Source organism: Mesorhizobium sp. M0244 (genome assembly GCF_040321795.1).
Classification (GTDB): Bacteria; Pseudomonadota; Alphaproteobacteria; order Rhizobiales; family Rhizobiaceae; genus Mesorhizobium.
Genome location: NZ_JAMYSE010000038.1, coordinates 1 through 23,234, shown reverse-complemented (window position 1 = coordinate 23,234; position 23,234 = coordinate 1). Strand labels below are relative to the sequence as shown.

24 protein-coding genes are annotated in these 23,234 nt (G+C 61.5%); 2 read left to right on the top strand and 22 right to left on the bottom strand.

Translation table 11 applies throughout. From position 1 onward, the window contains the following. Window positions 1-37 precede the first annotated feature (37 nt). The 12 genes from NKJ08_RS21385 to NKJ08_RS21330 form a co-directional block, all read right to left on the bottom strand. On the bottom strand, window positions 38-952 hold the full coding sequence (locus NKJ08_RS21385; protein WP_352523506.1) for a carbohydrate ABC transporter permease: 915 nt from the start codon (window positions 950-952) through the stop codon (window positions 38-40). Window position 953: 1 nt separating this feature from the next. After that, window positions 954-1,820, bottom strand: coding sequence for a carbohydrate ABC transporter permease (locus NKJ08_RS21380; protein ID WP_352523504.1), 867 nt, complete (start codon window positions 1,818-1,820; stop codon window positions 954-956). A gap of 1 nt (window position 1,821) precedes the next feature. Further along, window positions 1,822-2,889 carry an ABC transporter ATP-binding protein gene (locus tag NKJ08_RS21375; protein ID WP_352523502.1) on the bottom strand — a complete coding sequence of 356 codons (1,068 nt, stop codon included), beginning with the start codon at window positions 2,887-2,889 and terminating at the stop codon, window positions 1,822-1,824. A 9-nt stretch (window positions 2,890-2,898) separates the two neighbouring features. Then, window positions 2,899-3,978 (bottom strand): ABC transporter ATP-binding protein, encoded by a 1,080-nt coding sequence (locus NKJ08_RS21370; protein ID WP_352523501.1) that lies wholly within the window; start codon window positions 3,976-3,978, stop codon window positions 2,899-2,901. A 39-nt stretch (window positions 3,979-4,017) separates the two neighbouring features. Continuing rightward, window positions 4,018-5,544 carry a glycerol-3-phosphate dehydrogenase gene (gene glpD / locus NKJ08_RS21365; RefSeq protein ID WP_352523500.1) on the bottom strand — a complete coding sequence of 509 codons (1,527 nt, stop codon included), beginning with the start codon at window positions 5,542-5,544 and terminating at the stop codon, window positions 4,018-4,020. A gap of 126 nt (window positions 5,545-5,670) precedes the next feature. Continuing rightward, the gene (locus tag NKJ08_RS21360; protein ID WP_254817352.1) at window positions 5,671-6,438 is read right to left on the bottom strand and encodes a DeoR/GlpR family DNA-binding transcription regulator; all 768 of its coding nucleotides are present in this window, start codon (window positions 6,436-6,438) and stop codon (window positions 5,671-5,673) included. Window positions 6,439-6,565: 127 nt separating this feature from the next. Continuing rightward, window positions 6,566-7,978 (bottom strand): pyridoxal phosphate-dependent decarboxylase family protein, encoded by a 1,413-nt coding sequence (locus NKJ08_RS21355; RefSeq protein WP_352783198.1) that lies wholly within the window; start codon window positions 7,976-7,978, stop codon window positions 6,566-6,568. A 59-nt stretch (window positions 7,979-8,037) separates the two neighbouring features. Further along, entirely contained in the window at window positions 8,038-8,769 is a 732-nt protein-coding gene (locus NKJ08_RS21350) for a proteasome-type protease (protein ID WP_352523498.1), read from the bottom strand. A 31-nt stretch (window positions 8,770-8,800) separates the two neighbouring features. Continuing rightward, a complete protein-coding gene (locus NKJ08_RS21345; protein WP_352523497.1) occupies window positions 8,801-9,595 on the bottom strand; it encodes a transglutaminase family protein in 795 nt (264 codons plus the stop codon). 55 nt (window positions 9,596-9,650) lie between these two features. Beyond that, window positions 9,651-10,592, bottom strand: a complete 942-nt coding sequence (locus NKJ08_RS21340; RefSeq protein ID WP_352523496.1) for an alpha-E domain-containing protein — start codon at window positions 10,590-10,592, stop codon at window positions 9,651-9,653. 181 nt (window positions 10,593-10,773) lie between these two features. Further along, entirely contained in the window at window positions 10,774-12,186 is a 1,413-nt protein-coding gene (locus NKJ08_RS21335; RefSeq protein ID WP_352523494.1) for a circularly permuted type 2 ATP-grasp protein, read from the bottom strand. 172 nt (window positions 12,187-12,358) lie between these two features. Beyond that, window positions 12,359-12,595: an Lrp/AsnC ligand binding domain-containing protein gene (locus tag NKJ08_RS21330; protein ID WP_352523492.1), complete on the bottom strand. Its 237-nt coding sequence runs from the start codon at window positions 12,593-12,595 to the stop codon at window positions 12,359-12,361. A gap of 244 nt (window positions 12,596-12,839) precedes the next feature. Here NKJ08_RS21330 and NKJ08_RS21325 point away from each other — a divergent pair, with 244 nt between their 5' ends. After that, entirely contained in the window at window positions 12,840-13,259 is a 420-nt protein-coding gene (locus NKJ08_RS21325) for a DUF4864 domain-containing protein (RefSeq protein ID WP_352523491.1), read from the top strand. A gap of 28 nt (window positions 13,260-13,287) precedes the next feature. On the opposite strand, the gene NKJ08_RS21320 is transcribed toward NKJ08_RS21325, so the two are convergent. The 8 genes from NKJ08_RS21320 to coaD form a co-directional block, all read right to left on the bottom strand. Next, on the bottom strand, window positions 13,288-14,667 hold the full coding sequence (locus NKJ08_RS21320; RefSeq protein WP_352777699.1) for a glycosyltransferase family protein: 1,380 nt from the start codon (window positions 14,665-14,667) through the stop codon (window positions 13,288-13,290). A gap of 221 nt (window positions 14,668-14,888) precedes the next feature. Then, on the bottom strand, window positions 14,889-16,019 hold the full coding sequence (tgt, locus tag NKJ08_RS21315; RefSeq protein ID WP_352523488.1) for a tRNA guanosine(34) transglycosylase Tgt: 1,131 nt from the start codon (window positions 16,017-16,019) through the stop codon (window positions 14,889-14,891). 24 nt (window positions 16,020-16,043) lie between these two features. Then, entirely contained in the window at window positions 16,044-16,313 is a 270-nt protein-coding gene (locus NKJ08_RS21310) for a hypothetical protein (protein WP_352523486.1), read from the bottom strand. Beyond that, window positions 16,303-17,388, bottom strand: coding sequence for a tRNA preQ1(34) S-adenosylmethionine ribosyltransferase-isomerase QueA (gene queA / locus NKJ08_RS21305; RefSeq protein WP_352523485.1), 1,086 nt, complete (start codon window positions 17,386-17,388; stop codon window positions 16,303-16,305). Before queA ends, NKJ08_RS21310 begins: the two co-directional genes overlap by 11 nt. A 12-nt stretch (window positions 17,389-17,400) precedes the next feature. Then, window positions 17,401-17,799 (bottom strand): hypothetical protein, encoded by a 399-nt coding sequence (locus NKJ08_RS21300; protein ID WP_352523483.1) that lies wholly within the window; start codon window positions 17,797-17,799, stop codon window positions 17,401-17,403. Beyond that, window positions 17,796-18,308, bottom strand: coding sequence for a peptidylprolyl isomerase (locus NKJ08_RS21295; protein WP_352523482.1), 513 nt, complete (start codon window positions 18,306-18,308; stop codon window positions 17,796-17,798). The genes NKJ08_RS21300 and NKJ08_RS21295 overlap by 4 nt, the downstream gene beginning before the upstream one ends. 27 nt (window positions 18,309-18,335) lie before the next feature. Further along, the gene (locus tag NKJ08_RS21290; RefSeq protein ID WP_502896089.1) at window positions 18,336-18,893 is read right to left on the bottom strand and encodes a peptidylprolyl isomerase; all 558 of its coding nucleotides are present in this window, start codon (window positions 18,891-18,893) and stop codon (window positions 18,336-18,338) included. Between the two features lie 108 nt (window positions 18,894-19,001). Beyond that, window positions 19,002-19,502, bottom strand: a complete 501-nt coding sequence (gene coaD / locus NKJ08_RS21285) for a pantetheine-phosphate adenylyltransferase (protein WP_352448768.1) — start codon at window positions 19,500-19,502, stop codon at window positions 19,002-19,004. A 196-nt stretch (window positions 19,503-19,698) separates the two neighbouring features. Between coaD and NKJ08_RS21280 the strand changes: the two genes are divergently transcribed. Further along, window positions 19,699-19,851 (top strand): hypothetical protein, encoded by a 153-nt coding sequence (locus NKJ08_RS21280; RefSeq protein WP_352523479.1) that lies wholly within the window; start codon window positions 19,699-19,701, stop codon window positions 19,849-19,851. Between the two features lie 62 nt (window positions 19,852-19,913). Here the strand turns inward: NKJ08_RS21280 and gyrA are convergent, their stop codons facing one another. Together gyrA and NKJ08_RS21270 are read right to left on the bottom strand one after the other, a co-directional pair. After that, window positions 19,914-22,727: a DNA gyrase subunit A gene (gene gyrA / locus NKJ08_RS21275; RefSeq protein WP_352523477.1), complete on the bottom strand. Its 2,814-nt coding sequence runs from the start codon at window positions 22,725-22,727 to the stop codon at window positions 19,914-19,916. 148 nt (window positions 22,728-22,875) lie between these two features. Further along, window positions 22,876-23,234 (bottom strand): helix-turn-helix transcriptional regulator (locus NKJ08_RS21270; protein WP_352783190.1); only part of this gene is annotated, 359 nt, incomplete at its 5' end.

The following is a 23,234-nucleotide window of genomic DNA, read 5'->3' as shown; positions in this document are numbered from 1 at the left end:
ACGGCCCATAACCATGGGTTCCTGTCGACCTGCTCCATTATACCCTCCCCAGGGCAAAGCCCTTGGCGATGTAGTTGCGCACAAACCAGATGACGAGCGCGCCTGGGATCAGCGTCAGCACGCCGGCTGCGGCGAGCAGTCCCCAATCCATACCGGCGGCCGAAACGGTGCGGGTCATGGTCGCGGCGATCGGCTTGGCATCGGTCGTCGTCAGCGTACGGGCGATTAAGAGTTCCACCCACGAGAACATGAAGCAGAAGAAGCACGCCACGCCGATGCCGCTCGCAATCAGCGGCATGAAGATCTTTATGAAAAAGCGCGGGAACGAATAGCCGTCGATATAGGCGGTCTCGTCGATCTCCTTCGGCACGCCCGACATGAAGCCTTCGAGGATCCACACCGCCAGCGGCACGTTGAACAGGCAATGCGCCAGAGCCACGGCGATATGGGTGTCGATCAGGCCGAAGGCCGAATAAAGCTGGAAGAACGGCAGCGCGAACACCGCCGGCGGCGCCATGCGGTTGGTCAGCAGCCAGAAGAACAGATGCTTGTCGCCGAGGAAGCGATAGCGCGAAAAGGCATAGGCAGCAGGCAGTGCCGCAGCGACCGAAATCACCATGTTCATAACCACATAGGTGATCGAGTTGATGTAGCCCGAATACCAGGACGCGTCGGTGAAGATGGTGCGGTAATTCGCCAATGTTGGTGCGTGCGGGTAGAGCGTCAGCGACGAGACGATCTCGCCATTGGTCTTGAAGCTCATATTGATGAGCCAGTAGATCGGCAAAAGCAGAACGATGATGTAGAGCGTCGGCACGATCCACCACCAGCGCGACTCCTCGCCGCGGCGGCGCATCAGCCGTGCGATCTCGTCCTGCCGCAGCGTGCTGGCGAGCCCTTCCGAAGCTGTCGTCTCGCTCACTCTGTCGGCCCTCTCGTCGGCGCGGCTCATCTCAGCGCTCCGCGTCGTAATTGGTCATCACGGTGTAGAATACCCATGACAACAACAGGACGATGAGGAAGTAGACCAGCGACATCGCCGCCGCCGGGCCGAGATCGAACTGACCAAGCGCCGTCTTGACGAGGTCGATGGACAGGAACGTCGTCGAGTTGCCGGGTCCGCCGCCGGTCACCACGAACGGCTCGGTGTAGATCATGAAGCTATCCATGAAGCGCAACAGCACTGCGATCAGCAGCACCCGGTTCATCTTTGGCAGTTGGATATAGCGGAACACCGCCCAGCGCGAGGCGCCGTCGATCTTGGCCGCCTGATAGAAGGCATCCGGGATCGAGACCAGGCCGGCATAGCAGAGCAGCACGACAAGGCTGGTCCAATGCCAGACGTCCATAATGATGACGGTGACCCAGGCGTCGTAGGGATCCTGCACATAGTTGTAGTCTATGCCGATCGCATTGACGTAATAGCCGAACAGGCCGATATCGTTGCGCCCGAACACCTGCCAGATAGTGCCAACGACGTTCCAGGGGATCAGCAGCGGCAACGCCATCAGCACCAGGCAGACCGGCACCCCCCAGCCCTTCTTCGGCATGTTGAGCGCGATGAAGATGCCGAGCGGCACTTCGATTGCCAGGATGATGAAGGAGAAGATCAGGTTGCGCACCATTGCTTGCCAGAAGCGGCTGGAGGAAAGCAATTCCTCGAACCACTCCGTGCCGGCCCAGAAGAAGACGTTGTTGCCGAAAGTGTCCTGCACCGAATAATTGACGACAGTCATCAGCGGGATGACCGCCGAGAACGCCACCAGCAGCAGCACCGGCAGCACGAGGAACCAGGCTCTGTTGTTCCAGGTCTTTTCCACTTCAGGCTCCCATCTCGACGCGCCAGGAATCGGCATAGATGTTGATGCCGGCCGGATCGAACCGCACCTTCGGATCGGCCGGAACTGTCTCGTCCTCGCCGATGACGGCGGCGATCTCGCGCCCTTCGAGATTGGCACGGACCACCTTGTGGCGGCCGACGTCCTCGACCTTGCTGATTCGGACGGCCATGCCCTGGCTGCCTAGGCGCACATATTCGGGACGGATGCCGAGCTCGATGGCGCCGCCGCTCGCCTTGGGCACGCCCGGCAGTTCGATCTGCTGCGAGCCCAGCCGCGCCATCTTGCCGTCGATCGCCACCGGCATGACGTTCATGCCGGGCGAGCCGATGAAATAGCCGACAAAGGTATGGCGCGGACGCTCGAACAGCTCCGCCGGCGTGCCGATCTGCACGATTTCGCCGTCATACATGACGACCACCCGGTCGGCGAAGGTGAGAGCCTCGGTCTGGTCGTGCGTCACATAGACCATGGTGTAGCCGAAGCGGCGGTGTAGCTGCTTCAATTGCGAGCGCAGCACCCATTTCATATGCGGGTCGATGACGGTCAAAGGCTCGTCGAACAGGATGGCGTTGACGTCAGAGCGCACCAGCCCGCGCCCGAGCGAGATCTTCTGCTTCTGGTCGGCTGTCAGTCCGCGCGCCTTCTTCTTCGCCCATGAGGCGAGATCGATCATCTCCAGCGTCTCGCGCACCTTGCGGCCGACGTCGGCCTCCGGCACGCCGCGATTGCGCAGCGGGAATGCCAGATTGTCATAGACCGTCATCGTGTCGTAGATCACCGGGAACTGGAACACCTGGGCGATGTTGCGCTCTTGGGTCGACAAATTGGTCACGTTCCTGCCGTTGAACAGCAGCTGGCCATGCGATGGATGCAGCAACCCCGAAATGATGTTGAGCAGCGTGGTCTTGCCGCAGCCGGATGGGCCGAGCAGCGCATAGGCGCCGCCGTCCTCAAAAGTGTGGTGCACTTCCTTCAGCGCGAAATCGGCATCCGTGCGCGGGTTCTGCAGATAGGAGTGGCGGATATGGTTGACGTCGATGCGCGCCATCGCTTCCTCCTAAGCCGCCAGCTTCGGCGCGGCCACGGCACGGCCGTGCTCGTCGAAGACCATGATGTGGCGCGGATCGATGAACACCTCGACCTCCTCGTCCGGCTCGAAGTCGCGAATGCCATGGGTCAGCATGACCCAGCGGGCATCGGCGAAATCGAGATGGATGAAGCTTTCCGATCCCGTGATCTCGGTGATCGTCACCTTTGCGCGCACCGGCACGGCGGCGGCGTTGGGCCGATCGAGGGAAAGATGATGCGGCTGGAAGCCGATCGTATAGATCGCATCGGCAATGCCGAAGAGCTCGGCCGGCACCGGTAATTTTACCCCGCCCTCGAGCAGAAAATCCAGGCCCTTCTTGGCAAGTACGATGGTGTTGAGCGGCGGATCGGCGAAGGTTCTCGCCGTCACCAGATCGACCGGCTTGCGGAACACTTCGATGGTCGGCCCGAACTGCGTGATACGGCCTTCTGAAAGCGTTGCCGTGTTGCCGCCGAGCAGCAGGGCTTCGTGCGGCTCGGTCGTGGCATAGACGAAGATGGTGCCGGCCGCCGCGAAGATCTTCGGCAGTTCCGCACGCATCTCCTCGCGCAGCTTGTAGTCGAGATTGGCGAGCGGCTCGTCGAGCAGTACGAGGCTGGCATTCTTGACGATGGCGCGCGCCAGTGCGGTGCGCTGCTGCTGGCCGCCGGACAGGCTGAGCGGCGTGCGGTCGAGATAGGGCGTCAGTTTGAGAAGGGCGGCGGCATTGCGCACCTCCTTGTCAATCTTTGCCTGCTCCGTGCCGGCCACCCGCAGCGGCGAGGCGATGTTTTCGTAGACGGTCATCGCCGGATAGTTGATGAATTGCTGGTAGACCATGGCGACGTTGCGCTTTTGCACCGGCATGCCGGTGACATCTTTGCCATCGAACCAGACCGAGCCGGAGGTCGGCACGTCGAGGCCCGCCATCAGTCGCATCAGGCTGGTCTTGCCGGAGAGCGTCGGCCCGAGCAGGACGTTGAGCGAGCCGTGCTGAAGCGTCAGCGAGAGGTCGCGGATATGTTCCGCCGCACCCACCGTCTTCGTCACGTTTCTCAGTTCCAGCATGATGCCTCCTCCCAGGCTTTCTGCATCAGTCGGCCGTCCCTATTCGGCAGCAGCGACGTGCTGCCGGCTTATTCCGCGCATGAACTCGTCGAGCACTGCCGCCTGCTCACGGCTGAGACGCAGGCCGCGCTTGGTCCTGCGCCACAATACATCCTCGGCAGTCACCGCCCATTCGTTTTCGACGAGGTAGCGCACCTCGGCCTCGTAGAGATCGGCGCCGAAGTTGCGGCCAAGATCCGCGTTCGACTTGGTGAGGCCCAGCAGCTTCCTTGCGCGGGTGCCGTAGAGGCGGGTCAGCCGACGGGCCAGCCGCGCATCGAGGAACGGGTATGCCGTTTTCAGTTTCGCCACCTCGGCATCGAAGCCGGTGACGGGAAAGTCCCCACCGGGCAGCGGCGCGTTTGCCGTCCATGGCTTGCCGCGCTTGCCGAGAAAACCCTCGATCTTCTCGAGCATCGATTCCGACAATCGGCGGTAGGTGGTGATCTTGCCGCCAAAGGCGTTGACGATCGGGGCGGCGCCCTCACCTCCGTCGGCCTTCAGCACATAGTCACGGGTGGCTTCCTGTGCTTTTGAGGCGCCATCGTCGTAGAGCGGGCGCACCGCGGAATAGGTCCAGACGATATCTGACGGTTTGACCGGCTGCGCGAAATATTCGCTTGCCGCAGCGCAGAGATAGTCGATCTCTGCGTCACTGATCCTGACGTCGTGCGGATCGCCGGGATAGTCCCGGTCGGTGGTGCCGATGAGCGTGAACTCGTCCTCGTAAGGGATGGCGAAAATGATGCGGCCGTCCTGGTTCTGGAAGAAATAGGCGCGCGGGTCGTCGAACTTCTTGCCGACGACGATATGGCTGCCTTGCACGAGGCGGACATTGTGCACGTCGTTCAGGCCGACGGTGGCCGACAGCACCTGGTCGACCCACGGGCCGGCGGCATTGACCAGCAGCCGCGCCTTGACCTCTTCGGTATCGCCGGTCCGCACGTTTTCAAGCCTGACCGTCCAGAGATTGCCTTCACGTCGTGCGCTAACGACCCTTGTACGAGTTCGAATGGTTGCGCCGCGCTCAGTGGCGTCACGGGCGTTCAACACAACCAGCCGGGCATCGTTGACCCAACCGTCCGAATATTCGAACGCTTTTCGAAACAGCGGCTTCAGCGGCTTGCCGGCCGGATCCTTGGCCATGTCCAGCGTTTTCGTCGGCGGCAGCAATTTGCGCCCCCCAATATGGTCGTAGAGGAAAAGCCCGAGCCTGATCAGCCAAGCCGGACGCAGCCCCTTGGCGTATGGCAGCACGAAGCGCATCGGCCAGATGATATGCGGCGCGTTCCTCCACAGGATCTCGCGTTCCATCAGCGCTTCGCGCACCAGGCGGAATTCGTAGAATTCGAGATAACGCAAGCCGCCATGGATCAGTTTGGTCGAACCGGAAGAGGTCCCGCTGGCCAAGTCGTTCATCTCGGCAAGGAAGACCGAAAAGCCACGCCCAACGGCGTCGCGGGCGATCCCGCAGCCATTGATACCGCCACCGATGACGAAAATGTCATGGATCGGTGATGCGCTCAAAAGGGTCCTCCTCCGATTTCGCATTGCAACATTTTTTGGGTTTTACGAAACCGTAGCGGAATTATTTCGAAATGATAACGAATGTCAAACGAAATATGATTGGCGACAGATGCCGCAACGGCACCTCTAGGACAGCGACGTTTCAATCAGCTGAACCTCTGCCTCCTGGCAGATCTTGCGCACCGACGGGATGTCGCAACGATCGGTAATGAAGGTGTTGACCTGCGACAGATGGCCGATGCGGACGGGCGCGGTGCGCTCGAATTTGGTCTGGTCCGACACCAGGATCACATGCCGGGCGTTGGCGATGATCGCCTGAGCCACCTTCACCTCGCGAAAATCGAAGTCGAGCAGTGCGCCGTCATGGTCGATGGCCGAGGCGCCGATCACCGCAAAATCGACCTTGAACTGCCTGATGAAATCGACCGCTGCCTCGCCGACAACGCCGCCGTCGGAACCGCGCACGACGCCACCGGCGATCACCACCTCGATCGAAGGATATACACGCATCCTGTTGGCAACATTGATGTTATTGGTGATGACCATCAGACCGCTGTGGTCGAGCAGCGACTTGCTGACCGCCTCCGTCGTGGTCCCGATATTGATGAACAGGGACGCGTTGTCGGGGATCAGCCTGGCGGCCGCACGGCCGATCGCCTCCTTCTCCTCGGCGGCGATCTTGCGCCGCGCTTCATATTCCATGTTCTCGATGCCGGACGGGAACAATGCCCCGCCATGAATACGGGACAAAAGCCGCTGGTCGCACAGATCGTTGAGATCCTTGCGGATCGTCTGCGGCGTCACGTTGAAATGCGTCGCCAGCTCCTCGACCAGTACGCGGCCATGATCCTTGGCCATCTGGATAATTTCGGAATGACGCGGCGACAGATACATCTAGCAACCTCGCGTTTTCGTTTTTCTTGTCTATAACTGAAAACGAAAGCTATGAACAGGCATGAGCTGGCTAATGAAAATCAGGTGACTACAAAGAAGAGCTCCGGCGCAATCTCGATGAGGCCGGTCAACCCAGGCCACGCGCAATCTCAGTGATGACCTCGAACGCAGTGTCGACATCCGCCGCAGTCGTTTCGAACTGCCCGACCTGAAAGCGAATCGCCACCTGCCCGTCCACCCGAGTCTGCGTCAGGTAGATGCGACCGTCATCGTTGATCGCGTTGACCAGCCGCAGATTGTGTTCGTCCGCATCCCCGCCTTCGGCCACCACGTGCCGGAACGAAAACAGCGCCAGCATCGGTTCCGTGACAATCTCGAAATCCGGTTCCCGGGCCAGCCGCGTGGCGAGACCTTCGCTCCAGGCGACATGGTTGCGGATCATGGTCCGCAGATTTTCCAAGCCATGCGCACGCAGCAGGAACCAAAGTTTCAGCGCACGAAACCTCCGGCCGAGCGGCACCGACCATTCGGAGTAGTTGATGACCCCGTCGCGGCCATGTGTTTTCAGGAATTCGGGCTTGATCGCCAGCGTGCGCACGAGGTCTTCCGGCTGGCGGATGAATTGCATCGAGCAGTCGAACTGTGCGCCCAGCCATTTATGCGGATTGAAGACGATCGAATCCGCATGTTCGGCGCCGGCCCAGAAATGCCGGAACTCGGGGCAGATCATCGCGGAGCCGGCCCACGCGGCATCGACATGCAGATAGAGCCCGTGCCGCTTCGCCACCGCGGCAACAGCCGCGACGTCGTCGGTGCCGCCGGTGCTGGTGCCGCCGACACAAGCGATAATGCCGGCCGGCAGCATGCCCGCTTCCCGGTCGGCGACGATCCCCGCTTCCAGAGCCGCCGGCTGCATGGCGCGAAGGCGTCCGGCGACCGGAATGCGCACGAGGTTCGCCTCGCCGATGCCTGACACCCAGATCGCCCGATCGATGGAAGTATGGACTTGGTCGGAAGAATAGACCCGCACTACCGGCTGGCCTTGCAGGCCGCTCTTGTTGCCTTGCCAGTCGAGCGCGCGCTCGCGCATGGTCAGCACGGCGGCAAGCGTTGCCGATGAGGCCGAATCCTGCATGACGCCGGAAAATCCCTCCGGCAGACCAAGCGCCTGCCGCGCCCAGTCGATGACGCGCGTCTCGAGCTCGGTTGCTGCCGGCGAGGTCTGCCAGAGCATGCATTGCGCAGCCATCGCGGAAACCAGATACTCGGCCACGACGGAGACCGGTGCCGCATTGGCCGGAAAATAGGCGAAGAAACGCGGATGCTGCCAGTGCGTCATGCCCGGCAGGATCTTTTGCTCGAAATCGGCGAAGATTGCCTGCATCGCTTCGCCGTCTTCCGGCGGCGCGACATCGATGCTTCTGAAGATTTCGCCCGGCTCGACAAGCGGCCGCACTGGTCTTTCGCGAAGGCTGTTTCTGTAGTCGGCGCCCCATTCAGCCGCTCGCAGCGACCATTCGCGGAATTCGTTGCTATTCATCTTCGCCTCCGTAGCGCCTCATCGAGCCGCGATCAAAGAGCACGAAAAACGAAGGTTTTTCATTCGGGAAAATCAGGCAGGCTGGCAAAGGCGGTCTTCAGCGCGTTCGACCAGCTGTCCGAGATCGTGCGATAATATTGATCGTCCTGGGTTATTCGCTTTTTGAGGCCGACCTTGAAGGTGTCCTTTTCATAGAACAGCAGGTCGAGCGGCAGGCCGACCGACAGGTTCGACTTCAGCGTCGAGTCGAACGACACCAGCAGCAGCTTCACTGTCTCGGCGAAACTCATCGTCTTTTCGTAAGCCCGGATGATGATAGGCTTGCCGTATTTGGTCTCACCGATCTGGAAGAACGGCGTATCGTCGGTCGATTCGATGAAATTGCCTTCCGGATAGATCATGAACAGACGCGGCGCGCTGCCCTTGATCTGGCCACCAAGGATGAAGGATGCATTGAAATAGGAATCCGCCTTTTCGCCTGCCGGCGACGAACTGGCGATGACCTCCTTGACGGTGTCTCCGACCAACCGGACTGTCTGGTACATGGAGGGGGTTTCGAGCAGCGTGGCGTGGCGCTCCGCCACTGCCTTGGTGCGTTCATCGAGGAGGCTGACCACGGCCTGGGTCGTCGCCAGATTGCCGGCCGACATCAAAACGATGACGCGCTCGCCCGGCTCCTCCCAGACATGCATCTTCCTGAAGGTCGAGATCGAATCCATGCCGGCATTGGTGCGCGTGTCCGACATGAACACGAGCCCGCGATCGATCTTCAGGCCGACGCAATAGGTCATCGAATCTCTTTGGCAACAATCTTGCCGGGGATTACTGCTCCACGGTGACGGTGACCGCAAGCTGTTCTTCCGCCTGTCCCAGCCGAATTCCCGACACCGGCGTAGCGTCGCGATAATCGCGGCCGGTCGCCACCTTTACATAGCGCTCGTCGGGAGAAATGCCGTTGGCGACATCGAAGGCGACCCAGCCGAGGCCCGAGACATGCGCCTCGGCCCAGGCGTGGCTTGCTGCCTGCTCGATCGCTGCATCCATCATCAGATAGCCGCTGATATAGCGGGCCGGAAAATCCATGGCGCGCGCGGCGGCAACGAAGATGTGGCTGTGGTCCTGGCAAACGCCGGTCTTGAGCGCCAGGGCCTCTTCGGCCGGCGTCGTCGCGTTGGTGGTGCCCGGCGTATAAGCGACGCGCTCGCCGATCACCGCCATCAACCGATGCAGCCTTTCGATGTCGGTGCCCTTGCCTACGGAGGCAGCGAGCTCGCGAATACCGCTGCCGATCGTCGTCAGCGGCGTTTCCTGGCCGAACAGCCAGAGCGGCGCGAAACCCTGGTGCGGTCCGCTGACGCCGGCGGTGTCGCGCGTCACCACTTCGCCGGCAGCTTCGACGGTAATGAAGTCGCGCTCGCCCTCCACGCTCAACAGCCGGGTATCATTGCCGAAATGATCGGTGAAGCGCACTTCCTCGCGCGCGCCTTCGATCCTCAGCGCCCAGGACAGCACCGTCTGCGTGCGCCCGTTCACCGGAAGCAGCCGCAACCGCTGCAACAGATAATGCACCGGCGCATCGTAGCGGTATTCGGTCCGGTGAGTGATCTTCAGCCGCATCGCTCTCGTCCTTGGAGCTTTTCCGAAAACTGGTCTCCGCTTTTTGGGATCATGCTCAATAGAACCTGTAATCCTGCGCGATCTCGTCGCCGAGCCTGGTGTTGTCGCGGATGAAATTGGCCAGGAATTCGTGCAGGCCAGCGTCGAAAATGTCCTTGATCGAGCCGGCCGTCAGCATGGAATGGGTCTTGGCGGCCGTCGCATGACAGGCGTGGCGCTCACCATAGTCGTCACCCAGGAATTTGAGATGCTCCGTCAGGAAGCGATAGCAAAAGGTCAGCGAGCGCGGCATGCGAACGTTGAGGATCAGATAATCGGCGATGTTGCTCGGCTTGTAATCGGCGTCATAGACCCAGCGGTAGGAACGGTGCGCCGACACCGAGCGCAGGATCGATTCCCACTGGTAGTTGTCGAGCGTCGAGCCGACCCAGGAGATCGATGGTAACAGCACGTAGTACTTCACGTCCAGGATGCGCGCGGTGTTGTCGGCGCGTTCGACGTAAGTGCCGAGCTGCGAGAAATCGAAGATCTCGTTGCGCAGCATGGTGCCGTAGAACGAGCCGCGGATCAGCGCCGTCTCGCGTTTGATTGCGTCGAGCACGCTGGGCAGGTCGCGCTCGTCGATCGGCTTGGCCAGCATCCGCTTCAGCGACATCCAGGCTTCGTTGATGCTTTCCCAGGTTTCGCGCGTCAATGCGGTGCGCACCATGCGGGCATTGTTACGGGCCGTTTCGATCGACGACATCGTGCTCGACGGGTTCGAGGTGTCGCGCAGCAGGTAGTCGGCGACCTTGGCGGCGGTGTAGTCCGAATATTTCTGAGTGAAGCTGGCGTCCGAGCCGGCGCTGAGCAGCACCGAATTCCACTCCTCCGAAGCGTTCTGAGTACGAGTCAGCGCCATGCGCAGCCCGGCATCCACCAACCGTGCCATGTTTTCCGCCCGCTCGATATAGCGGTTCATCCAGTAGAGCCCGTTGGCGGTGCGGCCGAGAAGCATATTAGGCAGTCCTGTGGTGAATAGTGAATGGTGAATAGTGAAGGGTGAATGGCCAGATTTTTGTAGGGCACGGCGCCGCGTGCTTCACTTCAGGGCATTTCACCAACATCAACGACATGTCATCCTTATCTATTCACTAATTCACTATTCACTATTCACTATTTACCACTCGGTATTCGCGCTAATCATCCAACACCCACGTGTCCTTCGTGCCGCCGCCTTGCGAGGAATTGACGACCAGCGAGCCTTCCTTGAGCGCTACTCGGGTCAGCCCGCCGGGCACGATCTGGATACGGTCGGAAACCAGCACATAGGGGCGCAGATCGACATGGCGCGGCGCCAGCCCCTTGTCCGTCAGGATGGGGCAGGTCGACAGCGCCAGCGTCGGTTGGGCGATGTAGTTCGATGGTTTTGCCGCGAGCTTCTTGGAAAACTCCTCGCATTCCTTCTTGGTCGCCGCCGGCCCGACCAGCATGCCGTAACCGCCGGATCCGTGGACTTCCTTGATCACCAGTTCGTCGATGTGCTCGAGCACATATTTCAAGCTGTCCAGTTCCGAGCAGCGCCAGGTCGGGATGTTGCCAAGCATCGCCTTGCGGCCCGTGTAGAATTCGACGATCTCGGGCATGTAGGAATAAATCGCCTTGTCGTCAGCTATGCCGGTCCCCGGCGCATTGGCGATGGTGATATTGCCGGCGCGGTAGACGTCCATGATGCCCGGCACGCCAAGGGCGGAATCCGGACGGAAGGTCAGCGGATCGAGGAACGAGTCGTCGACACGCCGGTAGAGCACGTCGATCTGCTTGTAGCCCTCGGTCGTTCGCATCGCGACATGGCCGTCGACGACACGCAGATCCTGCCCCTCGACAAGCTGCACGCCCATCTGGTCGGCAAGGAAGGCATGTTCGAAATAGGCTGAGTTGAAGCTGCCCGGCGTCAGCACGGCAATGGTCGGCGCGCCCTTGGTGCTTTGCGGCCGCACCGCCGCCAGCGACTGGCGCAAGAGCTGCGGATAATTCTCCACCGGCCGAACCTTGATCTGCTGGAACAGCTCGGGAAAGAGCTGCATCATCGTCTCGCGGTTCTCCAGCATGTAGGAGACGCCGGACGGCGTGCGCGCATTGTCCTCCAGCACGTAGAACTCGTTCTCGCTGATGCGCACGATGTCGACGCCGATGATATGGGTATAGACGCCGGCCGGCGGCCGCACCCCGATCATCTCGGGCAGGAACGCCTCGTTCTTGGCGATCAACTCCTTCGGCACGCGGCCGGCGCGCAAGATCTCCTGGCGATGGTAGATGTCGTCGAGAAAGGCGTTCAGCGCCTGGACGCGCTGCTCGATGCCTTGCGTCAGCCGCCGCCATTCATTGCCTGAGATGATGCGTGGAACGATGTCGAAGGGGATCAGCCGCTCCGACGCTTCCTGCTCGCCATAAACGGCGAAGGTGATGCCGGTCTTGCGGAAGACGCGTTCGGCGTCCTGCATCTTCTCGGTAAGCCTGGCCGGGTCCTGTTCCTTCAGCCAGCGATCGTAAGCCGAATATGGTTTTCTCAGCCCGGAAACTTCCGGAAGCATTTCATCGAACGCTGCCAATCGCATACTCCCCTGTGACGCCATTTCACTGGCGTCGCTGGAGAAAATCAAGCGCAATCGGTGATTTGGCAGGCGCCGGCGATCAGTATATCGCGGTTGCCTAAAATTAAGGCAGCACCGATAGGGCCGTGGTCAGGCTTTGCCTCGTGTCCGGGCAAATGCCGGATGCAGATCAAAACGCGCGAAAAGTGACGACCGTGAACGTATCCTTGATGCCGGGGAGAATCTGCACTCTCTCGTTGACGAAGTGGCCGATGTCTTCCTCGTCGTCGACATAGAATTTGGCGAGCAGATCGTAATTTCCGGCTGTCGAATAGATTTCCGAAGCGATCTCGGCATCGGCCAAAGCGCTGGCAACGTCATAGGCTTTGCCCAGATCGCACTTTATCTGCACGAAAAATGCCTTCATTGCCTGGTCCTGCCCAAGATCGCACGCTCTAGGTATAATCGAGCGGCCCTTGTGGCAGACTGCCGCCCGCCTTTCAAGCATCGGCCATCGCTCAGGCGGTTCTCGCCTCGACAATGCATGCTCGGTTTGGACACAGGCTGCCGCGCCGAATATTTGTGCTCGGCTGAAACCCTGAACCCCTGCAAAGCGTATGGTATCATGTATCTTCGGACAGCGACTTCTCGGGGAATAACGGAGACAGGCCATGCGCCGTACGTTTTTCGCATTCGCAGTCGTTCCACTCATTTTCGCATCCCGGGCCTTTGCTGGCGACGCCGAAGTCAAGGCGGCGCAGACGGTCATCGATGGTCAGTTGAGGGCCTTCATCGCCAATGACGGAGCGACGGCCTACAGCTTTGCCGCACCGAATGTGAAACGCACCTTTCCGACCGTCGATAGCTTCATGAACATGGTGACCAACGGCTATCCGCCGGTGCGCCAGCCGCAGATCTACTCCTTCGGCAAGGTTCGGGAGACGAGCCCGACCTCGATCGTCCAGCAGGTGCTGATCGTCGGCCCGGACGGCAAGGACTACGAGGCGGTCTACACGCTCGAACTACAGCCTGACGGCAGCTTTCGGATCACCGGCTGCAGCCTGCGCGCGTCCACGTCGCTCAGCACCTGAGGGGCGCTTGACGAGAGGCAGAGCTGTTTCAATCCTGTCGCCGGTAGAGCGTCCAGCTTAGGCCTGAAAACCCCCAATGTCTCGACCGATCGGCCCGTTCATACGCCAGAGCGCATGCGGCCGTCGGTTCGACATGTTCAGCTTGTTTGTCCACGTCCCCCTCGAGGATCAGCCACGCCGGCCGTTCGGCGCACATCCTATCGTCTGGAACCAGCAAAGCCCGACGATCCATCCGTGCCGCAAAATAATCGACGACCATGGCGGTGCGGAAATCACTGTTGCTGGCATAGGCGGCAGCGCTGTTCCTGGTCATCTCATCGACCATAGCGGCGTAGGAGCCGCGTCCATACTGATAGAACTGGAGCAGCGACGAAATATTGCCGCTCACCATGAGCGCCAGCGCTCCCATCGCAAGTAGCCTGGCGGTCCCGCGAGCATCCAAGCCGCGGCCAATCATCTCGCCGGCCCAAAGCAGCAGCAATGTTCCGTTGATGATGAAATAGCGCGGAAACTCGAGGTTGGGCAGATGTGCCGTCGCCATGAGCAAAGGCAGTCCGATAATCCCGACGGCATAGAGGCTGGCCCGGCGATCGCGCCAGACACCAGCGGATAGGCAGACAAGGCCGCAGGCGGCAACGATGCAGGGCCAGTCGCCGAACCAGGGTGGCAGCCCGGACAGAGAGCAGATCATCCCGCCATAGCCCTGCGCGAAGGCGGCAATCGAGAACGGCGAAGCACCACCGACACTGAAGCCGAACAGCCTGCCACCGATAAACACGCAGGCAGCCAGCGGCAGCACGGCAAGCAAGCCCGGCAGGAAGATTGACGCCAGATCCGCAACGACACGGTCAATCTTCGCCGTACGCTGCCAAGCGAGCCACGCGGTCCAGATTGCGAGGACTGCCACCATTCCGATCATGGTGAGGTGGCATAGGAACCCGAAAAGGATCGCCGCTGCCAAGGCCATGCCAGACCACCGTTTGTTGTCGAGCCGGCGCTCCAGAAAAACCACCGAAAGCAGCGTGAACAGTACCAGTCCGGCATAGCCACGCGCCTCCGAGCCGTAGTGGACCATTGGATAGCTCACGGCAAACAACAGGCTTGTGGCGATCATCGCCCGTCGTCCGCGCGGCGCGGCGGTCGCCGCCGCCGCGACGATCGTGGCGACACCGAGTGCTGTCGACAGGCCCCGCTGGATCCCCGGCGAGGCGTCGGGGCCGATGAGATAGAGATAGACCGAGTTGAGGAAATGATTGTTGTCGTGATTGACGCGCCAGAATATCTGGTCGATCGAGGTCAGCGGCTCGATCAGCGCAAAGCTCCAGATCTCGTCCAGCCAAAGGTCGCCACGCGCGCCCAGCAAGCGCAAGACCAGCCCGATCATGGCGATCGCCAGAATGGCAAGCAACGATCCAGCCGTCCATCGCTGGACCGCCACGGAGGACGAAGGCGAAGGCTCGGCGATGCCGTTCGTCCGCACCGTCGTGCTGGGAACTGAAACTTGTCCCGAAACGAACAGGTTCTTGATCCTCGCCCAATGCAGTCCGGCAATGCTTATTGGGCAGACGTTTCAAAACAGTTCATGGCAGGTGCTGCTCCCCACCTCGAGCCTGACCATCAAGACCGTTCCTAGCGGACGGGCAGGTCACCGTTTGCCCATTGTTGGGTGATGATCTCAGCTTGTTCGGCAAACCTCCCAGCCTCGACCGCTTCACGAATGTCGCGCATCAATTGCTGGTAGTAGGACAGATTGTTCCAGGTCAGAAGCATCGCCCCAAGCGCCTCCTGCGAGCGCACCAGATGGTGCAAATAGGCGCGCGAATAGTCGCGTGCGGCCGGGCAGTCGCTTTCCTCATCGAGCGGGCGCGGATCGTCGGCATGGCGGGCGTTGCGCAGATTGACCTTGCCGCGCCGTGTGTAGGCAAGGCCATGGCGCCCTGCCCGCGTCGGCATCACGCAATCGAACATGTCGATGCCGCGCGCCACCGACTTCAAGATGTCGTCCGGCGTACCGACACCCATCAGGTAGCGCGGCCGGTCAACTGGCAGCTCCAGGCAAGTGATGTCGAGCATCTCCAGCATCACCGCTTGCGGCTCGCCGACGGCCAGCCCGCCGATCGCGTAGCCCTTCAGCTCCATTGCCTTCAGCGCCTGCGCCGAGCGCAGCCGCAGGTCCGGCACGTCGCCGCCTTGCACGATGCCGAACATCGCCTTGCCGGGCTGCTCGCCGAATGCCGTTTTGCAACGCTCGGCCCAGCGCAGCGACAACTCCATGGCGCGCTCGATCTCCTTCTCCTTGGCCGGCAGCGCAGTGCATTCGTCGAGCTGCATCTGGATGTCGGAATCGAGCAGCCCCTGGATTTCGATCGAACGCTCCGGCGACATTTCGTAGGCGGCGCCGTCGATATGCGAGCGGAAGGTCACGCCGTTCTCGGTCAGTTTCCTCAGCTTCGACAGCGACATCACCTGGAAGCCGCCGCTGTCGGTCAGGATCGGATACGGCCAGCGGGCGAATTCATGCAGGCCGCCGAGCCGTGCCACGCGCTCGGCGCCGGGTCTCAGCATCAGGTGATAGGTGTTGCCGAGAATGATGTCCGAGCCGACGCCGCGCACCTGATGCATATACATGGCCTTCACCGTGCCGCCGGTGCCGACCGGCATGAAGGCGGGCGTGCGGATCTCCCCGCGCGGCATGGTGATTACACCACGCCGCGCCCTGCCGTCGGTCGCCAGCACCTTGAAGGTGAATGCGTTAGTCATTGAACTCCCTAGCCATCGAACTCCCTAGCCATCGAACTCTTTGTCGAACACCGGCGCGTCCGGAGCCTGCTTATCGAGCGACTGCCGGTAGCGGATGCAGCCGCGCATGAATTTCGGCCAGGGCGGCACGGCAATCGCCGGCTCGGTCTTTTCAGGCAAAAGCGACCAGAGGTCGGGATGATGCCAGCACAGATCATGGCCGGTGGCGTCGCGGTGTTGGCGGATGCCGGCGCGCAGTTTCCTGACCTCGGCGAACAAGGCTTCGCGGTCGAAGGTTTCCAGGTCATCGTCCATCGTTATCCTCCCTGAACAGAAGACTTGCGTCTCCATAGGAATAGAACCTGTAGCGGTTCTCGATGGCATGCGCATAGGCCGCGCGCATCGTCTGCAAACCGCAGAAGGCCGAAACCAGCATGAACAGCGTCGAACGCGGTAGATGGAAATTGGTCATCAGCATGTCGGCGGTCTTGAAGCGATAGCCGGGGGTGATGAAGATGTCGGTCGGGCCCGACCATGCGGCCAGCCTGCCGTCCTCGCCAGCCGCGCTCTCTAGCAAGCGCAGCGATGTCGTGCCGACGGCGACAATGCGCCCTCCTCTTGCTTTCGCCGCATTCAGCGCCTCGGCGGTTTCCTGGCTGACCGAACCGGTTTCGGCGTGCATCTTGTGATCGGCGGTGTCGTTCGCCTTCACCGGCAAAAACGTGCCGGCGCCGACATGCAGCGTGACGAAACGGCGCTCGATACCCTTGGCGTCGAGCGCGGCAAACAGCTCCGGCGTGAAATGCAGACCCGCCGTCGGCGCGGCCACGGCGCCCTCCTCCCTGGCATAGATGGTCTGATAGTCGCTGCGGTCCCGCTCGTCGTCGTCACGCTTGGAGGCGATGTAGGGCGGCAGCGGAATGTGGCCGACGGCGTGCAGCGCCTCATCGAGGAACGGACCTGACAGGTCGAAGCCGAGCAGCACCTCGCCACCTTCCCCCTTCTCGATCACGGTCGCATCGAGCTGGCCGAGAAAGCAGGAATTGGCATCATGACCGAAATGGATGCGATCGCCGGCGGCGACGCGCTTGCCCGGCCGCATGAAGGCGAGCCAGCGGTCGGGCGCCGTCCGCATATGCAGCGTGGCTTCGACCTGCGCCGCTGCCTCCCCGCGCCGCCTGATGCCTTTCAGCTGCGCCGGAATGACCTTGGTGTCGTTGAAGACCAGCAAATCTCCGGTCTCGAGCAGGGACGGCAGGTCGCGCACCGTCCGGTCCGCGAGCCCCTCACCCGGCCTGACCACCAGCATCCGGGCCCTGTCGCGCGGCTCGGCCGGGCGAAGCGCGATGCGCTCCTCCGGCAGATCGAAGTCGAAAAGGTCGACGCGCAAGAAATCCCCGCCTCAAGGTTCCGGGCAGGTCACCACCCAGGCGCCGACACCGTCTATGCTCAGCGTACCGCCCATTGCGGAACCGGACTGCTCGCTGGCCTTGACCAGCCGCAATTTGGCGACGATCGAGCTGAGGCCCTCATCAGTGAGATCGATCAGCATACGCTCGTCGTCTTCGAATGCCTGTCCGACGATGACTTTCGTCGAACCAGGCTGGCCGTCCGTGGTCCATGTCTTGCCGCCGGCATCCAGCCACACGCGCGCCACCGCAATGACGGCTGTGTGTCCCATCAGCACGTCGATCGATGCCGCGCCGCCGTCGGCGCTGCAAACGATCGATTCCGTCGCCAGCGCCGGAGTGGCCGCCGCGACGAGCACAAGTGCGATGGCCGCGACAGCCCGGCTGGTCATTTCACGTCGGCCGCGACCTTGAGCGATACGATCTTGTCGGGATCCTGCACCGGTTCGCCGCGCTTGATCTTGTCGACATTGTCCATGCCTTCGATGACCTGGCCCCATACAGTGTACTGGCGGTTAAGGAAGGCGGCATCGTCGAAGCAGATGAAGAACTGCGAATTAGCCGAGTTCGGGTTCTGCGAGCGCGCCATCGAGCAGGTGCCGCGGCCATGGTTGGCATTGGAGAACTCGGCCTTCAAGTCGGGCCTGTCGGAGCCGCCCGTGCCGGCGCGGGACGGCGCGAAAGACGGCTTGTTGGAATTGCCGAATTTCACGTCGCCGGTCTGCGCCATGAACCCGTCGATGACGCGGTGGAAGACTACACCGTCATAGGCACCTTCGCGCGCCAGTTCCTTGATACGGCCGACATGGCCGGGCGCCAGGTCTGGGAACAGTTCGATGACGACCTTGCCCTTGGTCGTGTCCATGATGAGCGCGTTCTCGCGGTCCTTAATCTCGGCCATGTCAGAATATCCTTTTGAAACTTGGGTTTACTTGCCGTCCGCGGCGATGCGCACCTTGATCATGCGATCGGGTTCGGTCACCGTCCCGTTCTGCGCCTCGTCGCCTTTCTTGATGTGGTCCACCAGTTCCATGCCGCTGACGACGTTGCCGACGATGGTGTACTGGCCATCGAGCGGCGGTGCCGGCGCAAACATGATGAAGAATTGCGAATTGGCGGAATTCGGATCGTCGGAACGGGCCATGCCGACCACGCCGCGCTGGTAGTGCTCGGTGCTGGAGAATTCGGCCGGCAGGTCGGGAAGATCGGAACCGCCGGTGCCGACGGCGTCGGCATTGAAGCCGCTCTTCATGTTGCCGAACTTGACGTCGCCGGTCTGCGCCATGAAGCCGTCGATGACACGGTGGAAGGCGACGTTGTCGTAGGCGCCCTGGCGCACCAGCTTTTTGATCTGCGCGACGTGTTTCGGCGCAAGATCGGGCCTCAGCGCGATGGTCACGTCGCCGTCCTTCAGCGTTATGATCATGGTGTTTTCCGAATCGGCAGCAAAGGCCGACACGGATGCGGTCACAAGACCGGCAAGCATGACAAGCAACGAGGCAAGCTTTTTCAGCTGCATGGGATCTTTCTCCGAATATCTTCGTTCATGCATGTCGTTACCCAAAACCGGGTTCCACTTTTGGGCGACGTGCATTTATTTCGCGAATTTGGCGGTGAGCGCGCCAGCCACCGCCGCCGGCACGAAGGGGCGGATGTCGCCTCCCATCGAAGCTATCTGGCGCACAAGTGTGGCGGTAATGGTGCGCACCGAGGGACTGGCTGGCAGGAAAACCGTCTGCAGCTCCGGCGCCATGGTCTCATTCATGCCGGCCATCTGCATCTCGTAGTCGAGATCGGTGCCGTCGCGCAGGCCGCGGATCATGATCGAGGCGCCATGCTTCCTGGCCGCATCGATGACCAGACCGTCGAAGGCGACCACTTTGATGCGCGCACCGTCGCTGCCGAATTCCGCCTTGGCTGCCGTTTCGATCAGGCCAACCCGTTCCTCGAAGGAAAACAATGGCTTCTTGCCGGGATGGATGCCGATCGCCGCATAGATGGTGTCCGCCACGGCCAGCGACGCTTTCAGCACGTCGAGATGGCCGTTGGTCAGCGGGTCGAAAGAGCCGGCATAAAGGGCGATGCGTTCGGTCATGGCAGGTGCTTCTAGCGAGCCTCTCCCCTAAAGGCAAATCCGATCAGCAGGCCCGCCCCATGAACCTTTTGGCCGACGTGAACGACAGATGAATGTGCCGGTCACAACGGCTTCACGCAGTGTTCACCAAGTTACAGCTGCAGAAGATGAAACCAAACACCCATCTAATCGTTGGTAGGCGCAGGAGAACACGCACATGCTGATCTACATGCTTGCCACCGCAATGACCGTCGCCATGCTGATCGCTACCGTATTCGGGTTGCATCAGGAGGCACAGCGCGTCCGCGCCAAGGCCAATACCAAACGGTTCGAAGGCTTCGGCAGCCGCAAGCCTTATCGCCACTTCTAGATTGTTTGTTGACAACGCCGACCTATCGGGCCGACCTATCGGGCTGGCATTGTCGTGGCAACTCACTCGACGTTGTTGTTGTCAGGCTCCCCACCTTCCGCATCGGTAGCAGCGCCACCTTCAGCCTCGACACTCTCTTCGATCTCTTCGTCCGCTTGCGGCTCCGAAATCCGCTCCACCGACACGACCTTCTCGCCCTCTGCGGTATTGAAGATGGTAACGCCTTTGGTGGCGCGGCTGGCGAAACGAATGCCGTTGACCGGGACGCGAATGACGGTGCCGCCATCCGAAACCAGCATGATCTGATCGTCATTGCCGACCGGGAAGGTCGCCACCAGACGGCCGATTTCGGCTGTTTTCGAAACGTCGGTGGCGCGGATACCCTTGCCGCCGCGACCGGTCAGACGGAAATCGTACGACGACGAACGCTTGCCGTAGCCATATTCCGTCACCGTCAACACGAACTGCTCATGCGCCTTGAGGAATTCGTAGCGCTCGTCGGAAAGCTCCGCCTCTTCGCCGACCTCCTCATTGGTAAGCTGAATCTCTTCCTCCTCGCTGGCCGCAATGTCGGCGGCGAGCCGGCGTTCAGCCACCACCCGCTTGAGATAGGCGGCGCGCTCGGCCGGCGGCGCATCGACGTGCTCGATCACCGCCATCGAGATCACCCGGTCGCCATCGGCCATAACGATGCCGCGCACACCGACCGAATTGCGGCTTTGGAAGACGCGTACGTCGCTGACCGGAAAGCGAATGCACTGGCCGGAACTTGCTGTCAAAAGCACGTCATCGTTGTCGGTGCAGGTCTCGACGCCGAGGATCTCGTCGCCTTCCTCGTCCAGCTTCATGGCGATCTTGCCGTTGCGGTTGACCTGGACGAAGTCGGAAAGCTTGTTGCGACGCACGGTGCCGCGCGTGGTGGCGAACATCACGTCGAGCTCGCCCCAGCTCGTCTCATCCTCAGGCAGCGGCATGATGGTGGTGATGCGCTCGCCCTGTTCGAGCGGCAGCATGTTGATCAGCGCCTTGCCGCGTGACTGCGGGTTGCCGATCGGCAGGCGCCAGACCTTTTCCTTGTAGACGATGCCACGCGAGGAGAAGAACAGCACCGGCGTGTGTGTGTTGGCGACGAACAGCCGGGTGACGAAATCCTCTTCCTTGGTCGACATGCCGGAGCGGCCCTTGCCGCCGCGGCGCTGCGCCCGGTAGAGCGACAGCGGCACGCGCTTGATATAGCCGGAATGGCTGACGGTGACGACCATGTCTTCGCGCTGGATCAGGTCCTCGTCTTCCATGTCCGCCCCGCCCTCGGCGAGCTCGGTGCGGCGCGGCGTGCCGAACTCGTCGCGCACGGCGATGAGCTCGTCCTTGACGATCTGCTGGATGCGGGCGCGGGACGACAGGATGTCCAGGTAATCCTTGATCTCGTCGCCGATCGTGTTCAACTCGTCGGCGATCTCGTCGCGGCCGAGCGCGGTCAGGCGCTGCAGACGCAGTTCGAGGATGGCGCGGGCCTGCTCCTCGGATAGATTGTAGGTGCCGTCCTCGTTGATGCGGTGGCGCGGATCGTCGATCAAAAGGATCAGCGATTCCACGTCGCCCGAAGGCCAGCGCCGCTCCATCAACTGCTCGCGCGCCGTCTGCGGATCCGGCGCGGTGCGGATCAGCTTGATGACTTCATCGATATTGGCGACGGCGATGGCAAGGCCGACCAGCACATGGGCGCGGTCGCGCGCCTTGCGCAGCAGGAATTTCGTGCGCCGGCTGATCACGTCCTCACGGAAGGCGACGAACGCCTTCAGCATGTCGGTCAGCGTCAGCAATTCTGGCTTGCCGCCGTTCAGCGCCACCATATTGGCGCCGAAGGACGTCTGCAGCGGGGTGAAGCGATAGAGCTGGTTGAGGATGACGTCGGCGACCGCGTCGCGCTTCAGTTCGATGACGACGCGGTAGCCCTGGCGGTCGCTCTCGTCGCGGATGTCGGAAATGCCCTCGATGCGCTTGTCGCGCACCAGCTCGGCCATCTTCTCGATCATCGACGACTTGTTCACCTGATAGGGAACCTCGGTGATGATGATCGATTCACGGTCGTTGCCGCGTTGCTCAATATTGACACGGCCGCGCATGACGATCGAACCGCGGCCGGTCGAATAGGCACTGTAGATGCCGGAACGGCCGAGCACGATGCCGCCGGTCGGGAAATCCGGTCCAGGAATGATCTCCATCAGCGCCGGCAGATCGATCGCCGGATTGTCGATGAGGGCAATGGCGCCGTTGCAGACCTCGCCCAGATTGTGCGGCGGGATGTTGGTGGCCATGCCGACGGCGATACCGCCGGAGCCGTTGACCAGCAGGTTCGGGAAGCGCGCCGGCAGGACTTTCGGTTCGCTGCCGGACGCATCATAAGTGTCCTGGAAATCGACGGTGTCCTTGTCGATGTCTTCCAGCAACTCATGCGCGACCTTGGTCAGCCGCGATTCTGTGTAGCGCATCGCCGCCGGCGGATCGCCGTCGATCGAGCCGAAATTGCCTTGCCCGTCGATCAGCGGAACGCGCAGCGACCAATCCTGCGCCATGCGCACCAAAGCGTCATAAATCGAGGCGTCGCCATGCGGATGGTATTTACCCATCACGTCGGCGACCGGGCGTGCCGATTTCACATATTTGCGGTTCCAGTGATAGCCGCTCTCATAGGCGGCGTAGAGGATGCGGCGATGCACCGGCTTAAGGCCGTCGCGCACGTCCGGCAGCGCACGGCTGACGATCACGCTCATGGCGTAATCGAGATAGGAGCGCTGCATCTCCTCGATGATGGATATCGGCTCGATGCCGGTGGGGCCGCCGTCGGCGCCGCGCGGTGTCTTTTGGTCGGTCAAATCGGATCACAATCTAATCAGGAATCACTTGGTGCTTATATAGGAAGCCGGCCCGAAACTCCAACAATCGCGGCAGTTTTCCAGTGTCGTTTTTAGCGGCAAATTCAAAAGGATACACCAATTGCGACGATATGGCCGTGGCACCCTTTCACGAGCGTCGCCGGCGGGCGCGATAAGTACCCGGCGTCTCGCCCATCAGCCGCCGGAAACGGCGGTTGAAGGTCGATAGATCGTTGAATCCCGCCGCAAAGGCGATCGCCGAAATCGCCTGATCTGACGTCCGCAACCGCACGGCGGCCTTGTGCAGCCGGGTCCGCAGCAGGAACTGGTAGGGCGTCATGCCGGCAACGTGCCGGAAGGTGCGCAGGAAATGGTAAGGACTGGTGGCGGTCTGATCGGCGAGTTCGGCAAGCGAGATCGGTCGGTCGGCATCGACTTCGATGCGCAGCACCGCTTCGGCGATGCGTTTCTGGTCGCGGCGGCTCGGCGCGCGTTGCCCTTCCGTAG

What these genes read in the sequence shown, in the direction of transcription:
- NKJ08_RS21385 (WP_352523506.1), bottom strand. Translation starts at nt 952, where the DNA reads ATGAGCCGCGCCGACGAGAGGGCCGACAGAGTGAGCGAGACGACAGCT.
- NKJ08_RS21375 (WP_352523502.1), bottom strand. Translation starts at nt 2,889, where the DNA reads ATGGCGCGCATCGACGTCAACCATATCCGCCACTCCTATCTGCAGAAC.
- NKJ08_RS21370 (WP_352523501.1), bottom strand. Translation starts at nt 3,978, where the DNA reads ATGCTGGAACTGAGAAACGTGACGAAGACGGTGGGTGCGGCGGAACAT.
- NKJ08_RS21360 (WP_254817352.1), bottom strand. Translation starts at nt 6,438, where the DNA reads ATGTATCTGTCGCCGCGTCATTCCGAAATTATCCAGATGGCCAAGGAT.
- NKJ08_RS21355 (WP_352783198.1), bottom strand. Translation starts at nt 7,978, where the DNA reads ATGAATAGCAACGAATTCCGCGAATGGTCGCTGCGAGCGGCTGAATGG.
- NKJ08_RS21350 (WP_352523498.1), bottom strand. Translation starts at nt 8,769, where the DNA reads ATGACCTATTGCGTCGGCCTGAAGATCGATCGCGGGCTCGTGTTCATG.
- NKJ08_RS21345 (WP_352523497.1), bottom strand. Translation starts at nt 9,595, where the DNA reads ATGCGGCTGAAGATCACTCACCGGACCGAATACCGCTACGATGCGCCG.
- NKJ08_RS21340 (WP_352523496.1), bottom strand. Translation starts at nt 10,592, where the DNA reads ATGCTTCTCGGCCGCACCGCCAACGGGCTCTACTGGATGAACCGCTAT.
- NKJ08_RS21330 (WP_352523492.1), bottom strand. Translation starts at nt 12,595, where the DNA reads ATGAAGGCATTTTTCGTGCAGATAAAGTGCGATCTGGGCAAAGCCTAT.
- NKJ08_RS21325 (WP_352523491.1), top strand. Translation starts at nt 12,840, where the DNA reads ATGCGCCGTACGTTTTTCGCATTCGCAGTCGTTCCACTCATTTTCGCA.
- tgt (WP_352523488.1), bottom strand. Translation starts at nt 16,019, where the DNA reads ATGACTAACGCATTCACCTTCAAGGTGCTGGCGACCGACGGCAGGGCG.
- NKJ08_RS21310 (WP_352523486.1), bottom strand. Translation starts at nt 16,313, where the DNA reads ATGGACGATGACCTGGAAACCTTCGACCGCGAAGCCTTGTTCGCCGAG.
- NKJ08_RS21300 (WP_352523483.1), bottom strand. Translation starts at nt 17,799, where the DNA reads ATGACCAGCCGGGCTGTCGCGGCCATCGCACTTGTGCTCGTCGCGGCG.
- NKJ08_RS21295 (WP_352523482.1), bottom strand. Translation starts at nt 18,308, where the DNA reads ATGGCCGAGATTAAGGACCGCGAGAACGCGCTCATCATGGACACGACC.
- NKJ08_RS21290 (WP_502896089.1), bottom strand. Translation starts at nt 18,893, where the DNA reads ATGCTTGCCGGTCTTGTGACCGCATCCGTGTCGGCCTTTGCTGCCGAT.
- coaD (WP_352448768.1), bottom strand. Translation starts at nt 19,502, where the DNA reads ATGACCGAACGCATCGCCCTTTATGCCGGCTCTTTCGACCCGCTGACC.
- NKJ08_RS21280 (WP_352523479.1), top strand. Translation starts at nt 19,699, where the DNA reads ATGCTGATCTACATGCTTGCCACCGCAATGACCGTCGCCATGCTGATC.